The organism is Agromyces sp. ISL-38 (assembly GCF_018613935.1).
Classification (GTDB): Bacteria; Actinomycetota; Actinomycetes; order Actinomycetales; family Microbacteriaceae; genus Agromyces.
Genome location: NZ_JAGGPF010000001.1, coordinates 414315 through 429077 on the forward strand (window position 1 = coordinate 414315; position 14763 = coordinate 429077).

At 69.0% G+C, this 14763-nt stretch carries 11 protein-coding genes; 7 read left to right on the top strand and 4 right to left on the bottom strand.

The features are described 5' to 3' along the window. Nucleotides 1-12 precede the first annotated feature (12 nt). Nucleotides 13-1773 carry a glycoside hydrolase family 32 protein gene (locus J7E25_RS01995; protein WP_214867427.1) on the bottom strand — a complete coding sequence of 587 codons (1761 nt, stop codon included), beginning with the start codon at nt 1771-1773 and terminating at the stop codon, nt 13-15. A 751-nt stretch (nt 1774-2524) separates the two neighbouring features. Here J7E25_RS01995 and J7E25_RS02000 point away from each other — a divergent pair. Next, nucleotides 2525-4111 carry a glycoside hydrolase family 68 protein gene (locus J7E25_RS02000; protein ID WP_214867429.1) on the top strand — a complete coding sequence of 529 codons (1587 nt, stop codon included), beginning with the start codon at nt 2525-2527 and terminating at the stop codon, nt 4109-4111. Between the two features lie 485 nt (nt 4112-4596). Then, nucleotides 4597-5076, top strand: a complete 480-nt coding sequence (locus tag J7E25_RS02005; protein WP_214867431.1) for a RidA family protein — start codon at nt 4597-4599, stop codon at nt 5074-5076. Nucleotides 5077-5171: 95 nt separating this feature from the next. On the opposite strand, the gene J7E25_RS02010 is transcribed toward J7E25_RS02005, so the two are convergent. From J7E25_RS02010 to J7E25_RS02020, 3 genes are all read right to left on the bottom strand, one after another. Next, a complete protein-coding gene (locus tag J7E25_RS02010; protein ID WP_374196186.1) occupies nt 5172-8117 on the bottom strand; it encodes a GH32 C-terminal domain-containing protein in 2946 nt (981 codons plus the stop codon). A 159-nt stretch (nt 8118-8276) separates the two neighbouring features. Further along, entirely contained in the window at nt 8277-9221 is a 945-nt protein-coding gene (locus J7E25_RS02015) for a carbohydrate kinase family protein (RefSeq protein ID WP_214867433.1), read from the bottom strand. A gap of 3 nt (nt 9222-9224) precedes the next feature. After that, on the bottom strand, nt 9225-10283 hold the full coding sequence (locus J7E25_RS02020; RefSeq protein ID WP_308164310.1) for a LacI family DNA-binding transcriptional regulator: 1059 nt from the start codon (nt 10281-10283) through the stop codon (nt 9225-9227). Between the two features lie 116 nt (nt 10284-10399). On the opposite strand from J7E25_RS02020, the gene J7E25_RS02025 reads away from it, so the two are divergent. The 5 genes from J7E25_RS02025 to J7E25_RS02045 all read left to right on the top strand — a co-directional run bounded on the left by J7E25_RS02025 (nt 10400) and on the right by J7E25_RS02045 (nt 14569). Continuing rightward, a complete protein-coding gene (locus tag J7E25_RS02025) occupies nt 10400-11500 on the top strand; it encodes a substrate-binding domain-containing protein (RefSeq protein WP_214867435.1) in 1101 nt (366 codons plus the stop codon). A 125-nt stretch (nt 11501-11625) separates the two neighbouring features. Then, nucleotides 11626-12666: an ABC transporter permease gene (locus tag J7E25_RS02030; RefSeq protein WP_214867437.1), complete on the top strand. Its 1041-nt coding sequence runs from the start codon at nt 11626-11628 to the stop codon at nt 12664-12666. Continuing rightward, the gene (locus J7E25_RS02035) at nt 12663-13478 is read left to right on the top strand and encodes an ATP-binding cassette domain-containing protein (protein WP_214867439.1); all 816 of its coding nucleotides are present in this window, start codon (nt 12663-12665) and stop codon (nt 13476-13478) included. The genes J7E25_RS02030 and J7E25_RS02035 overlap by 4 nt, the downstream gene beginning before the upstream one ends. Next, nucleotides 13475-13828 (top strand): putative quinol monooxygenase, encoded by a 354-nt coding sequence (locus tag J7E25_RS02040; protein ID WP_214867441.1) that lies wholly within the window; start codon nt 13475-13477, stop codon nt 13826-13828. Before J7E25_RS02035 ends, J7E25_RS02040 begins: the two co-directional genes overlap by 4 nt. 63 nt (nt 13829-13891) lie before the next feature. Next, a complete protein-coding gene (locus tag J7E25_RS02045) occupies nt 13892-14569 on the top strand; it encodes a TetR/AcrR family transcriptional regulator (RefSeq protein ID WP_214867443.1) in 678 nt (225 codons plus the stop codon). Nucleotides 14570-14763: the final 194 nt, after the last annotated feature.

Sequence of the window (14763 nt, forward strand, 5' to 3'; positions counted from 1 at the left end):
CGCGCCGCGGGTTCAGCCCGCGACGTCGGTTGCGCGCTCGATCTTCGCGACCGCCAGGGGAGTGAGCCGAAGGGAGTGGAGCTCGGTGACCCCGTCGACCGACTCGATCGAGAGTCCATTCGCGCCCGGCGCACCGAACACAAGGCTCGAGAGTGCGGACTCCCCGCCGTTCACGAACACCTCCACCGAGGAGGCGTCCACGATCACGTCGAGGGTGACGACGCCGTCACGAACCGGCGCGGGAGCCGAGCGCGTTTCGCGGTAGACGGGCGGCATATCGGCGGCCGCGGCATCCGCGTCCCGTGTGACGAACGCGACGCCAGCCTCGAAGTCGACGCCGACCGTGGCGAACGAGCCGTCGCCCTCCTTGATGCGGACCCGCACCTCCGATGCCGGGTCGCGCGGATCGGGTGCGACCTCGAGGCGGAGCCGGTAGGCGTCGGAGCTCGGCTGGGGGAGTCGTGCGCCTGCGGCATCCGGTGCGGCATCCGTCACGCGAAGATCGGTGCGGGTCTCAGCTTCGCCCTCGAGCGACTCGAGCGCGCCGGCAGGCGTCGAGACGAGTGTCGCCTTACCGTCGACGGTGCGGAGCCCGATCTCGCGCACGATCGAATCGGCGCCGCCCTGCCAGTCGTCGGTCGGGAGGTCGCCGGCGTACGCCCAGTTGTTCAGCCAGCCGATCGCGTAGCGGGAGGCGAGCCGCTCGGCCTCGGGCAGGCGAGGGTCGTCCCAGGTGACAGTCGCGTAGAAGTCGGCGCCGCGATCGAGCCATGCGGGCTCCTCATCGTCGGCGACGAACGATGTTCCGTCCCACTCGCCCGTCCAGTAGGCGGTGCCCGTCGTCATGCCATGCTCGCCGCCGTTGACGCCGGCCGCGAGCACCCACTTCGTGTTCGAGGGATCGCCGTCGACCGACATCTCGAACAGGTCGGGGCACTCGAGAATGCCGAGGTCGCCTCGCGCGAACGCCGAGCGGAAGGTCCAGTCCTTCAGGTCGGGTGACGCGTAGAACCCGACCTTGTCGCCCTCGGCGAGCACCATGAGCCACTCGCCGCTCGCGTCATCCCAGATGATCTTGGGATCGCGCCAGTGGGCTTCGCCTGGGTTGTCCATCACCGGGTTGCCGTCGTACGGCTCGAAGCTGAAGCCGCCGTCGGTCGAGACGAAGAGCGACTGCCGCTGCACGCCCTCGAGCTGCTGGGTCATGATGGCGATGACGGCGCCGGCACCGAAGCCGGCGGTGTTCTCGGTGTCGATCACGGCGCTGCCGGTCTCGATGTCGCCGAGACCGTTCTGGTACTTCTCGATCGCGACGCCCTCCTCGCGCCAGTGCACGAGGTCGGTGGAGGTCGCGTGGTACCACTCGGTGCCGTTCCCGTCGGGGTAGTCGGCGTTGTAGAGGTAGTAGTAGTGCCAGCGCCCATCGAGCCAGAACGGCCGCTGCGGATCGTTCATCCAGCGCTCACCGGGGGTGAGGTGCACCGCCGGGCGGTACGGCGACCAGTCGGCGGGGCGGGTGTACTCGGGCTCGGGGGCGGCGGATGCCTCGGGCGTCGGCGCGGGGGCGCCCGAACGGCCGCCCGAGGCCAGCACGAGTGCGAGCACCACGCCGGTGGCCGCCGCGACCGCGACGATCACCCAGGTGAGCGATCGCGGCCACCGTCGAGCGCGCAAGCGCGCACGCACAGCCGAGATCCACAGGGTGGATCTCGGACGCTTCCGCGCACGCTCAGCCGCGCCGGGCGGCGCGTCGCGTGGCTGTGCTGGGTTCATGATCTTCCGTCGTGGTTCGCGCACCGCCGACGCTCAAGCCCGCTTGCGAGGCGGGTCCGTCGAAATCGGCGGCGCGCCTTCGCAGCTGTCTGTTGGGAGAAGCGCAAGCGCCACTCGAGGAATCGAGGGCCACGCTAACCCCGACCAAATCGTTTTGCAAACTTTCTCTCAAGATTCGGCCGGTTGGGAGCGCGATCATCGGCGGCAGCGCGCCGATCGGTCCAATGTCCATGCAGACGCATCGTTCTCGCGAAGCCTGTTCTCGACTTGACAGCGTTCTAAGCCTGCGCATAGGTTCCTGTCTCGGGGGAAGCGCAACGCCACGTTCTCGAAGATTCGTCCACCGCTCAGGTCGGTCCACGAAGGGGAGCGAAGAACGTGAACACATCACACCGTGCATCGAGCACGCCGCATCCAGGTCGCGCCGTGCGCATGCCGGCGACCCCATTCGCGGGCTGACGACGCACCACGACTCCCGGTCGATCGGCTGACGCCGAACGGCTCGGGCACTGCGGAGCCGGACGCCGTGATCGCGACCACGTACGGTCGCGGCATCCGTCACCGCAATCGCCGCGCACGCCGCGGCGATCCACGGATGGTCCCCGCGTTGGGGAGCCCGTCCACCAATTCGACGGACGCACAGTCCGCCGGATGCCGACTGCGCGCGGCCTCGGCCACGGCCATCTCCGTGGGACATCGGATGTCCGCGAGATGGGCCGCAGTCGGTTCGTTCACCACGAAAGGCGAGTACATGTCAACACCCACTCGGCGCTTCAAGCGCCTGATCGTCGGAGGAGTGGTCACGACCGGAGCACTGGTCGCGACCCTCTTCACCGGCACGGCGGGAGCCGTCGCGGCCCCGGATGTGCAGCCCGGCCCGGAGCCCACCGTGCACACCCAGGAGGCGTACGCACCCGAGGACGACTTCACCTCGAAGTGGACCCGCGCAGATGCACGTCAGCTCGCGCGGTTGTCGGACCCGAATGCGGCCCCGCGCGAGAACTCGATGCCGGCCTCCCTCACCATGCCGGAGGTGCCGAAGGACTTCCCCGACATGTCGAACGGCGAGGTCTGGGTCTGGGACACCTGGCCGCTGACCGATGAGGACGGCAACCAGTACAGCGTCAACGGCCAGGAGATCATCTTCTCCCTCGTGGCCGACCGCAGCCTCGGCTTCGATGACCGCCACGTCTTCGCGAAGATCGGCTACTTCTTCCGTCCGGCCGGCATTCCGGCCGAGGAGCGGCCCGAGAACGGCGGCTGGACCTACGGCGGGCTCGTCTTCGACGAGGGCGTGACCGGCCAGATCTTCGAGGACCAGTCGTACAGCCACCAGACCCAGTGGTCGGGATCAGCGCGCATCATGAAGGGCGGCGAGATCAAGCTGTTCTTCACGGATGTCGCCTTCTACCGTGACGCCGCCGGAAACGACGTCAAGCCGTACGACCCGCGCATCGCGCTCAGCACCGGCAAGGTGCACGCCAACCAGAACGGCGTGAAGCTCACGGGCTTCGACAAGGTCACCGACCTCCTCCAGGCCGACGGCACGTACTACCAGACCGGCGCGCAGAACCCGTTCTTCAACTTCCGCGACCCGTTCACCTTCGAGGACCCGGCGCACCCGGGCGAGACCTACATGGTCTTCGAGGGCAACTCGGCCATGCCGCGCGAATCCGCTCAGTGCAGTGAGGAGGACCTCGGGTACCGCGAGGGCGACCCGTACGCCGAGACCGTCGAGGAGGTCAATGCCTCGGATGCGACCCTGAACATCGGGAACATCGGCCTCGCGAAGGCGAAGAACGACGACCTCACCGAGTGGGAGTTCCTGCCGCCGATCCTCTCGGCGAACTGCGTCACCGACCAGACCGAGCGGCCGCAGTTCGTGTTCAAGGACGGAAAATCCTACCTGTTCACGATCAGCCACCGCAGCACGTTCGCGGAGGGCCTCGACGGACCCGAGGGCGTGTACGCCTTCGTCGGCGACGGCATCCGAAGCGACTTCCAGCCGCTGAACAGCGGTTCGGGCCTGGCGCTCGGCAATCCGACGAACCTGAACTTCGGCGGTGGCCAGCCGTTCGCGCCCGACTTCAACCAGCACCCCGGTCATTTCCAGGCGTACTCGCACTACGTCATGCCGGGTGGGCTGGTGCAGTCGTTCATCGACACCATCGGCACGAGCGACGACTTCGTGCGCGGCGGCACGCTCGCCCCGACCGTGAAGATCGACCTCGATGGTGACAGCAGCGCCGTGGACTACTCCTACGGCAACGGCGGGCTCGGCGGCTGGGCCGACATCCCGGCCAACATCGCCGTCAATCCGGGCGGCAAGGTGCAGTAGCAACCGCGGGCACGGATGCCCCGGGGCCGTCGGGCTTCGGGGCATCCGAGCGCGGGTGGGATGCGGCGGTCAGCATGCCGCAAACCCACCCGCACGCCTGCTGTGGTGGTACTTCGGGTTGTGCGTCGCGGGTCGGGGGGCTCGTAGGGGGCTCGTCGGGCGCGGTATCGGCGCGGTCTACACGACCAGCGCGGCCATGGCGCCCATGATGCCCACGGCGAGCACACCGAGCGCGGCGAGTGCAGCGACCGCAGCCGCGGCGGCTCCGGCCGTACGCCAGGGTGATTTCGTGATCATTGGGTTCGTCGCCTTCGTTGGGGGTTGGCGATGTCAAGGTGACATCGTTGTCAGCGAATGCGGCGATGTTACACGCTCTCACGGGATGCCGTCAACCTTTCATCGGACGTTTGCTCACTCGGCGGGCGAGCGCGCCGTGATCAGGATCGCTAAAGTGAGGTAGGTTCACCACCTCGGGAGGTGCCAAGATGACTCCGCCGTCTCAGGAATCCACCGTGGTCGGACGGCGCTTGTTGGATGCCGGTTATGTGCTTCCTGGCGTTCCCCAGCCGCGGGCCGACTACCTCCCGGCGAAGACCGTCGGTGGCTTCGTCTACCTCTCGGGGCAGGTTCCCTTCGTGGAGAACGAGCTCCTGGTACAAGGCCGGCTTGGAGAAGACGTCTCGGAAGAAGTCGGGACGAGCCAGGCCGCCCTTGCCGCCCTCAACGCCCTGGGCGCTGCACACGCTCATCTCGGGGGATTGGACGACGTGGACCTGGCAAGCATGACCGTGTACGTCGCCAGCGCTCCGACCTTCCACGATCATCATCTCGTCGCGAACGGAGCGAGCAAGGTCGTCGGCGTGGCGTTCGGCCCACATCCGCGCACGACCGTCGGCGTGACGTCGCTGCCGTTGAACGCAGTTGTCGAAGTGCAGCTCGTGTTCGCCTTCCGCTCCGCCCGATAGTCTTCCGCTCCGCCGACTCTCACCGTCAGTCCTCGCGTCGGTCCGGCAGCGGGTGGAACGCGGCGGTCAGCAGCGCCGCGTCCCACCCGCACGGCTCAACCGGCGACCCGCACGACGAGGTCGCCCCCGTCGGTGGTGCCGGCCGAGTTCTCGAGCTCGACCGTGTAGTGATGCTCGCCTGGAGCGGCATCCGTGATCGCGAACTTCACCACGCGATCCGAGTCGGAGCTGCGGTACACGCGGTCGATCACGCGGCCGTCCTCGAGCAGCCGAACCACGGTCGTGGGCTCGCCGCGACCGACCTTCACCTTGACGACGAAGTCGCCGTCGGCGTCGGGGCCGCGCTTCGGCCCGGTGAGCGCCGACACCTCCGCGGTGGGCGGCGGGGCCGTCGCGCCGTCGACGCCCGCTTCCTTGTACATCGCACCGTGCATCGGCGTGACGGTGAGCGACTCGAGCGTCGCGCCCTCGCCCTCGGCCCAGAGGCCGATCGCATCGGCGCCCGCGTTCGGGAACACCTGGTCGGTGATCGTCGTGCGTCCGTCGCCCGAGAACACCTCGACCGACGAGCGGTCGACGTACACGGTGAGGGCGAGGCGCCCGTCGTCGAGCACAACCGGCGCGTCGTCGAGTGAGGCGAACGCGGGGTGGAAGCCCGTGTTCCCCGAGTCACGGCGATCGACGAAGAGGCGAGCGGATGCCGCGTCGTACCCGATCCGCGTCGCCGACTCGTCGTCGCCGAGCACGCTGAGCCCGACCGCCTCGGCATCGCCCGGCGCGATCACCGCGTCGATGCGCAGGACCTCGCCCTCGACGGGGAGCGTCTCGGAACCCGACGCGATGGGCCGCGAGGCATCCGTGTACGCGAGTTCGGTCTGCTCGAGCTCGCCGAACTCGGGCACGACCTCCTGCACGAGACGCGGACCGCGCGCGGTCGAGACGAGCGACACCTCGCGGGGCAGTGCCATCGCGCTCCGCCACGAACCGGTGGGGATGTCGTTGGCGTAGTCCCAGTTGTTCATCCAGCCGAGCATCACGCGGCGGTCGTCGGGCGCGTTGCTGAACGAGACCGTCGCGTAGTAGTCACGGCCCCAGTCGAGCCAGTCGTAGCCCTCGATGCGCGGTGCGGCCGGGGCATCCGAGAACATCACCTCGTCGGCGAGCACGTGACCCCAGCCGAAGCGGTTGTTGTCGACGATGCGAACGGATGCATCGTGGCCGACGAACTCCGACACGTCCCACGATGTCCAGTCGAGGCTCTCGCTGTTCCGGCCGGTCGCGGAGCGCACGATCTCGCCGTCGACGACGAGGTTCACCGACGTCTCCTCGGAGCGAGCCTGCGCGGGCTCCGCTCCGAGCACGAGGTGGTCGAGGGTGAGGTGCCCCCAGCCGCCCGTCGCGTCGTCGTGCACGCGGAAGCGCGCGTCGCGACCCGCGAACTCGGCGACATCCCACGACTGCCAGTTGAGCTGGCCGGCCTCGGGACCCGTCGCGGTGCGCACGACCTCGCCGTCGACGAGGAGCTGCACCTCGAGGGTGCCGTTGAAGCGCTTGCCGCCTCCGAGAAGGAACGAGAGGTGTTCCCCGCCGTCGGCGATCGTGAACGGCGGCGAGGTCAGGTCGCCGCGGTTGTCGTCACCGAACGGCCCGCCCTCCCAGGTGTTGATGCGCTTCTGGCCGATGACGTAGTCGCCGCCCTGCGTGGAGGGGTTGCGCGACGGGTCGATCGCGAGGTCGCCGGTCGCCTCCCATCCCGTGTCGGCGAGGGTCGTGCCGTCGGCGAACTCGAAGCCGTCGAACAGCAAGCGCCCCGCGGGCGGCTCGTTGCCGAGCTGCGTGCCGTCGACGTGCGGGTGGTTGCCGCCGCCGACGAGCAGGTTCACGTAGTCGTCCTCGATCGTGAAGGCGGGCGATTCCATCGTGCCCACAGGCCAGTCGTGGTCGGCGAAGCCGTTCACGAGGCCGGCGCCGATGAAGCCCGAAACGGGATTCTGGCCGGGGAGCGTGCCCGTGGCCGGGGCATCCGTCCACGGTCCGTTCGCCCAGTTGCCCGGCTCGTTGGCGACGGTCCAACCCTCGTAGGTGCCGTCGTTGAACCCGGCGAAGAGCTCGCCGGCCGGCACCGCGTCATCCGACACCGTGCTCTCCGAGGTGAAGGTCGTGCCGTCGAACTCGCCGACGAAGTACTGGCCGCCCGAGCCGCCCGCGACCGAGCCGGGGTTGAGGTTCACGACCATGACCCACTTCGTGTTCGCCGGATCGCCGTCGACCGCGAGCGGGAACAGGTCGGGGCACTCCCAGATGCCGCCCTTCGCGTTGGCCGGACCGAAGTCGCTGAGGTGGGTCCAGGTCTTCAGGTCGTCGCTGCGATACAGCACGACCTTGTACTGCAGTGCCTCGACCGCCACCATAACCCAGTACGCCTCGCCGGTCTCGGGGTCGGTGTACCGGATCACCTTCGGGTCCCGGAAGTTCGCCGAATCGCGGTCGATCACGGGGTTGCCCTCGAACTTCGTCCATGTCTGGCCGTCGTCGGTGCTGTAGGCGAGCGACTGCGCCTGCTCGCCCGCGTGCGTCGGATGCGCCGGGGTGTACGCGCTCGTGTAGATCGCGACCATCGGGGGATTCTCGGCGGTGCCGAAGCCGCTCGTGTTGCCCTCGTCGACCACGACCGAGCCCGAGAAGATGTCCTCGATCGCGACGCCCTGCTCGTCGAAGGTCTGCGGGATCGCGACTGGCTGCTCCTCCCAGTGCGCGAGGTCGGTGCTCGTCGCGTGGCCCCAGCTCATGTTGCCCCAGCGGGTGCCGTACGGGTTGTGCTGGAAGAAGAGGTGCCAGGTGCCGTCGTCGTAGACGAGGCCGTTCGGGTCGTTCATCCAGTTGCGTTCCGGTGTGAAGTGCAGGCGCGGGCGGTACTGCTCCGCGGCCGGGTCGGGCCCGGCCTCCTCGGCCATCGCGGGCACGGCCGCCAATGTGCCCAGCGAGAGTGCCGCAACGGCGACCGCCGCGGCGGCGTTCCGCCAGCGTGTTTTGCTCGTCATTGTTTGGTTTCGCCCTTCATTGCGCGATGCCGATGCCATGATGACATCGTTGTCAGTCTGTTCGCCGTGACGCTACGCACTGTCCGGCGGACATTGCAAGAGGGTCGTCGAAGGTCGGATGTCTCGGGCGGTCGTCGGGGCCGGGTCGGGGGCCCGGCGTCAGCTCGGGTAGACCGGATCGTGCGCAGGCTTGCGAAGCAGTGCGCCCTCGTGGCGAACGGTCGCCGCGGCGATCGTCATCGCCTCGTGGAGCGCCGTCTCCCAGTCGATCGTGGTCTGCGGGAGGCCGCGCTCCGCGACGTGCTGCACGATCGCCGAGAGGGTCGCATCGCCGGCTCCCATCGTGTCGACCACCGGCCCGGAGAGCTCGACGATGCCGGCGTGCACCACGAGCCGGCCGTCATGCACGGTCGCGCCCTCGCGACCGGCGGTCGCGAGGATCGCGGGCCCGAAGCCCGGCGCGGTGTCGGCCTCGGCATCCCGGCTGAGCCGGGCGACGAACGCGTCGAGCGAGTCGCCGAGCAACAGCTCGGCGTCTTCATCGCCGACTTTCGCGAGCAGGGCACGCGAGGCGAAATCCTCGAAGTTCTCGAGGAACGCGGCGCGATCGGCGAGCATGCCGGCCCGTGGATTGCCGTCGACGACGACCCGCTCCTCGGGCCGCGCGATCGCGCCGACGAGCTCGGCATACTGCGCGGCATTGTCGAAGGGGAAGCAGCTCACGACGACGAGGTCGGCCTCGTCGAGCGCGGCTCGGGTCGCGTTGTCGAAGCGGATGCTCCGGTGCTGTGCCGCTTCGTTGAACTCGTATCGCGGCTCGCCGTCGGTGCGATCGGAGATCGCCCGAGAGGTGCCGAGCGCCGATGGGCTCTCGACGAGCCTCACACCGTAGTCGTCGAGGTACGAGCGGATGCGCCCGGCCGACTCGTCGTCGCCGAGCATCGCGACGAGGGTCACGTCTTGGCCGAGGAGCGCGAGTCCGACGGCGACGTTGAGCGCGGCGCCGCCCACGAACTCGCGCGACCCGTGGGGATCGCGAAGCTCGTCGATGAGTGCGTCGCCGACGACGGTGATCCGCTGCGTCGATTGAGCTGGGTGGGTCATCCGTCAGCCTTCCTGGCGTGGTGGGATCTCGCCCGAACCGCGCTCGATCAGTCGCGTCGGGACGATGGTGCGGGCGGCGGGGGAGCTGTCGCCGTCGAGCCGGGCGAACACGCGCTCGGCGGCGATGCGGCCGATCTCCTGCGGGTTCTGCGCGACGACGGTGATGCCGGGTTCGAGCAGGTCGGCGAGCGGAACGTCGTCGAAGCCGACGAGGGCCGTGTCGCGATGCCGGCCGAGTTCGCGGAGCGCGTGGATGACGCCGATCGTCACGATGTTCTGGCTGCTGAAGATCGCGGTCGGCGGAGTGGGGGAGTCGAAGAGCGTGAGCGTCGCGAGACGGGCGGACTCCGCATCGTGGAGGCCCTCGACGACGGGCACATCGCGTGTCGCGACGCCGAAACGGCCGAGTTCGTCGAGGAAGCCCTGGCGGCGTTCGCGAGCGGTGCGGATGAAGGCCTTGTCGCCGAGGTAGGCGACGCGCCGGTGCTCGCGCTCGAGCAGGTGCCGGGTGGCGAGCGCGGCGCCGTCGTAGTTGTCGCTCACGACGGAGTCGGAGGTGATGCCGGCGGGCTCGCGGTCGACGAAGACCACGGGCGTGCCGCGCCGGAGCTCGGGTGCGAGGTAGGCCTGGCTCTCGGAGATGGTCGTGAGGATGAGGCCGTCGACGCGGCGCCGGAGGAACGCCGACACCGCGGCCTGTTCGCGGTCGGGGTCGTCGTCGAGGCTCGAGGCGAAGACCGAGACGCCGCGCTCGAGGGCGACATCTTCGACGGCGCGATGCACGGCGCCGGCGAACGGGTTGTCGACACTGCCGACCAGGAGACCGAGCGTGCGCGTGCGTCCGTCGGCACGCCGCAGGTTCCCGGCGTGCAGGTCGGGCTCGTAGTCGAGCGTGCGGGCCGCGGCGATGACCTTGGCGATGGTCGCTGCCGAGACGTTCGGCTCGTTGTTGATGACGCGCGAAACGGTCTTCACGCCGACGCCGGCGAGTGCCGCGACCTGCCGCATCGTCGGCCGGCGGGACCCGTGAGCCGCGGAATTCTGCTCTGACAACGGTGTCACAATTTGCTCCCCAATGTGCAATCTGGACTTGACTGTACATGAGGAAAGAGGCTAGACCTAGATATGACATCGTTGTCAGGGCGACAACGGTCACCCACACAAGAGGAGATTCATCGATGAATCACGCAGCACCCGGCGCACTCCGTCGCCGACTCATCACGGCAGGCTCGCTCACCGCGGTCGCCGCTCTCGCCTTCACCGGATGCGCGTCCTCGGGCGGCGGCGGCGACACCGCAGGCGGCGATGACGAGAACATCAGCGTCTCGCTCATCACGAAGACGAGCACCAACCCGTTCTTCGTCGCCATGCAGAAGGGCGCCGAAGACGCCGCCGACGAACTCGGCGTGGAGCTCACGTTCGCCGCAGGCAAGGAGGACGGCGACGAGGACACCCAGATCCAGGCCATCGAGAACGCCATCTCCAAGGGCGACGCCGGCATCCTGATCACGCCGAACGGCCCCGCCGTCGAAGACGCGCTCGTGAAGGCACGCGACGCCGGCCTCTACGTCATCGCACTCGACACCCCGCCCACCGACCCGGAGTCGGTGGACATCACGTTCGCGACCGACAACTTCCTCGCCGGCCAGGAGATCGGCAAGTGGACCGCCTCGAAGCTCGGCGGCGAGAAGGCCACTATCGCGCTCATCGACCTCTTCGACGACAAGGTCGTCTCGGTCGACTACAACCGCGACCAGGGCTTCCTCGATGGCATGGGCATCGACCCCGCCGATCCTGAGGTCAACGGCGACGAGGCCGCTACCGGCAAATACAGCGGCGGCGACTACGAGATCGTCGGCAACGAAGTGTCTGGTGGTGCCGAGGACGGCGGCCGCACCGCGGCCGAGACCCTCCTGAGCAAGAACCCCGACATCAACGTCGTGTACACGATCAATGAGCCGACGGCCTACGGCGCGTACGAGGCCTTCAAGGCCGCAGGCACCACCGACGGCCTCATCGTCGTGTCGGTCGATGGCGGCTGCGCGGGCGTCGACGCCGTGTCCGAAGGCATCATCGGCGCGACGAGCCAGCAGTACCCGGTCAAGATGGCCCAGCTCGGCGTGCAGGCGATCCACGACCTCGTGAAGACCGGCGAGGTGCCCGAGACCACCGAGGGCCTCGACTTCTACAACACGGGTGTCGCGCTCGTGACCGACGACCCCCAGGAGGGCGTCGAGTCGATCGACACCACCGAGGGCAGCGAGATCTGCTGGGGCTAGTCCCCAGCACCGCAACGTGAGGCGGTGCGGTTCGGGCGACGGATGTCGCGTGAGCCCTCCCGGGCCGGGGTATCCGTCATACGCCCGATCCGCACCGCCTCACCCTGAGAAATCGGAGAATCAACGTGAGTCAGCAAACCACAGAGCCGCCGACCTCGGCGCTCGACCTGGCCGAGGAGTTCCTCGACCGCAGCACGCCGCTCAGCCGCATCCGGAACACCCTGCATCGCTACCCGGCTCTCAGCCCGGCCATCGTGCTCGTGCTCGCCGTGATCGTGTTCGGGTTGCTCAACGACCGCTTCCTGAACCCGGCCAACCTCTCGCTCATCACCCAGCAGGTCGCCGTGGTCGGCACCCTCGCTCTCGCCCAGACCCTCATCATCCTCACCGCAGGTATCGACCTCTCGGTCGGAGCCGTCATGGTGCTCAGCTCGATGGTGGTCGCACAGACGACCGTGCAGATGGGCGTGCCGGCCGTGCTCGGCCTCTTCCTCGGCCTCGTCGTCGGGCTCGGCGCGGGCGCCTTCAACGGCTTCCTCGTCACCCGCCTCAAGCTGCCGCCGTTCATCGTGACCCTCGGCACGCTCAACATCTTCGTCGCGCTCACGCTGCTCTACTCCGGCGGCGCGACCGTTCGTGGCGGCGAGATGCCCGACCTCCTCACCGCGATGGGGGCGACGTTCAATCTCGGCGGCGTGAACATCACGATCGGCGTGCTCATGATGCTGATCCTCTACGTCGTGCTCGCGTTCATCCTGCAGAAGACCGCATGGGGCCGGCACGTCTACGCGGTCGGCGACGACCCCGAGGCGGCGCGACTCGCGGGCATCAGCGTGAACCGGGTGCTCATGAGCGTCTACCTCGCAGCGGGCGCGATCCTCGTGATCGGTGCGTGGATCCAGATCGGGCGCACGAACGCCGCGTCGCCGAACGCGGGCGCCGACCTCAACCTCGACTCGATCACCGCCGTCGTGATCGGCGGCACGAGCCTCTTCGGCGGTCGTGGCACCGTGTGGGGCACCCTCCTCGGCGCGCTCATCGTCGGCATCTTCCGCAACGGGCTCTCGCTCGCGGGACTCGACGTGCTCTGGCAGACGTTCGCCGTCGGTGTGCTCATCGTCGTGGCCGTCTCCGTCGACCAGTGGATTCGAAAGGTACGCAAATGACCGACACCACCGACACCACCGCTGCTGGAGCGGCGGCAGCCGCGGCATCCGATGGCCGCACGCCGATCCTCCGCGCCAAGCGGCTCGTCAAGACGTTCGGCCGCGTCGTCGGCCTCGACGGAGTGAGCCTCGAGCTCTATCCCGGAGAGGTGCTCGCCATCATCGGCGACAACGGCGCCGGCAAGTCGACGCTCATCAAGTGCCTCACGGGCGCTGAGATCCCCGACGAGGGCGAGATCTTCCTCGACGGCAACCCGGTGCACTTCAAGCGTCCGCAAGACGCGCATGCCGCCGGCATCGAGACGGTGTACCAGAACCTCGCCGTCTCGCCTGCGCTCGACGTGGCCGCCAACCTCTTCCTCGGTCGCGAGGTGCGCAAGAAGGGCATCCTCGGGTCGGTCTTCCGCATGGTCGACCAGAAGGGCATGCGGCAGCGCGCGAAGGACGAGCTCAAGGAGCTCGGCATCTCGACGCTCCAGGATGTCACGGTGGCGGTCGAGAATCTCTCGGGCGGGCAGCGCCAGGCCGTCGCCGTCGCACGTGCCGCCGCGTTCGGGTCGAAGGTCGTCGTGCTCGACGAGCCGACGGCGGCGCTCGGCGTGCGCGAGTCGCAGCAGGTGCTCGAGCTCATCAAGAACCTGCGCGACCGCGGCATCCCGGTGATCCTCATCTCGCACAACATGCCGCAGGTGTTCGAGGTGGCCGACCGCATCCACATCCAGCGGCTCGGCAAGCGCGCCGCCACGATCACGCCCGAGTCGCACTCGATGACCGACGCGGTCGCGATCATGACCGGCGCGGCCCGCGTGTGAGCTGGTCGAAACCCGAGGGCGTCGTCGAACTCGTCGCCGAGTTCACGGCGCTCCCCGGCCGCGAGGAGGAGGTCGAGCGCCTCCTCCTCGCGCTCACGGCCGAGGTGCGCAATGAGCCCGGATGCCTCGAGTTCACGCCGCACCGCGTCGCCCACGCTCCTGCCGGGGCGGCGGTCGCGACCAGCTCCGCGCCCGTGGGCTCGCGCTTCCACGTGACGGAGGCGTATCGCGACGAGGAGGCGTTCGCCGCCCACCTCGCGGGGCAGTACGGGGCGGAGTTCAACGCGGCGCTGCATCCGCTCATCGTCGAGGACCGCTCGTCGCTCACCTTCCTTGCGCGACTCGGCTGACGCCGGCGGAACGGGCTCCTCCGCGACGTGCGTTAGCGTGGGTGGCTGACCCCGAGGAGCACCATGAGACCCGGACCGAGGCGCAGCGTCAGCCAGGTCGACATCGTCGACGCGGCGTTCGAGATCCTCGAGCAGAAGGGCTTCGCCGCCGTCTCCGTGCGGGGCGTGGCGGCGGCGCTCGGGCTCACGCCCACCGCGATCTACACGTACTTCCCGTCGAAGAACGCGCTCATGCGGGCCATGGTCGAAGAGCTCCTCGCGGGCGTCGACGTGGCTGCGGCGTCCGACGCGTCGAGCGGATGGCGCGACCGCGTGCACGCCCTCGCGCTCGCCGTGCGGGCGAGGCTCGCCGAGCATGCCGGCGCCATGGTGCTCGTCACGAGCGGGCCGCTCGACGGGCCGCACGCCCTCGCGCTCGGCGAGGCGCTCATCCGCTTGTTCGTCGAGGCGGGCCTCCCAGTCGACGACGCCGCGCGGGTCGCAGTGGCCGTGCGGGCGCACGTGCTCGGCGTGAGCGCCCTCGAGGCAGCCGAGCGCGCCGGCCGGGTAGCTGAAGCGGGCTCCGACGAGGGTACCGGCCGTGCGACATCCAGACCCCTCTGGACGGATGCCTCGCGCTTCCCGCTCACCCAGGCGACCGCGCACCTCGCGCTCGCCGCGGGAGCCGACGACGAGTTCACGTGGGGAATCAACCGCTTGCTCGACGGGCTAATCGGCACCGTGCCGGCGCGCAGCGCTTGAGGCGAGGCGCCGGCCCCGAGAAGGAGCCGACGCCTCGCCGGTGGTGCGATGTCGGTGGTGCCGGTGGTGCGTTACTCCGCGCTCGGCGCGGATGCCGCGGCACCGCCGTGCGCGCACGCACGACTGCCGGGCTGAACGTGATCGTTGCGACCTGCGCGCGCCGGGGCTATGTTGAGCTCGGACTCGTAGCGTCG

Excerpts from the sequence above, each read along its gene's own strand:
- J7E25_RS01995 (WP_214867427.1), bottom strand. The coding sequence starts at position 1,773 with ATGAACCCAGCACAGCCACGCGACGCGCCGCCCGGCGCGGCTGAGCGT.
- J7E25_RS02000 (WP_214867429.1), top strand. The coding sequence starts at position 2,525 with ATGTCAACACCCACTCGGCGCTTCAAGCGCCTGATCGTCGGAGGAGTG.
- J7E25_RS02005 (WP_214867431.1), top strand. The coding sequence starts at position 4,597 with ATGACTCCGCCGTCTCAGGAATCCACCGTGGTCGGACGGCGCTTGTTG.
- J7E25_RS02010 (WP_374196186.1), bottom strand. The coding sequence starts at position 8,117 with ATGACGAGCAAAACACGCTGGCGGAACGCCGCCGCGGCGGTCGCCGTT.
- J7E25_RS02015 (WP_214867433.1), bottom strand. The coding sequence starts at position 9,221 with ATGACCCACCCAGCTCAATCGACGCAGCGGATCACCGTCGTCGGCGAC.
- J7E25_RS02025 (WP_214867435.1), top strand. The coding sequence starts at position 10,400 with ATGAATCACGCAGCACCCGGCGCACTCCGTCGCCGACTCATCACGGCA.
- J7E25_RS02035 (WP_214867439.1), top strand. The coding sequence starts at position 12,663 with ATGACCGACACCACCGACACCACCGCTGCTGGAGCGGCGGCAGCCGCG.
- J7E25_RS02045 (WP_214867443.1), top strand. The coding sequence starts at position 13,892 with ATGAGACCCGGACCGAGGCGCAGCGTCAGCCAGGTCGACATCGTCGAC.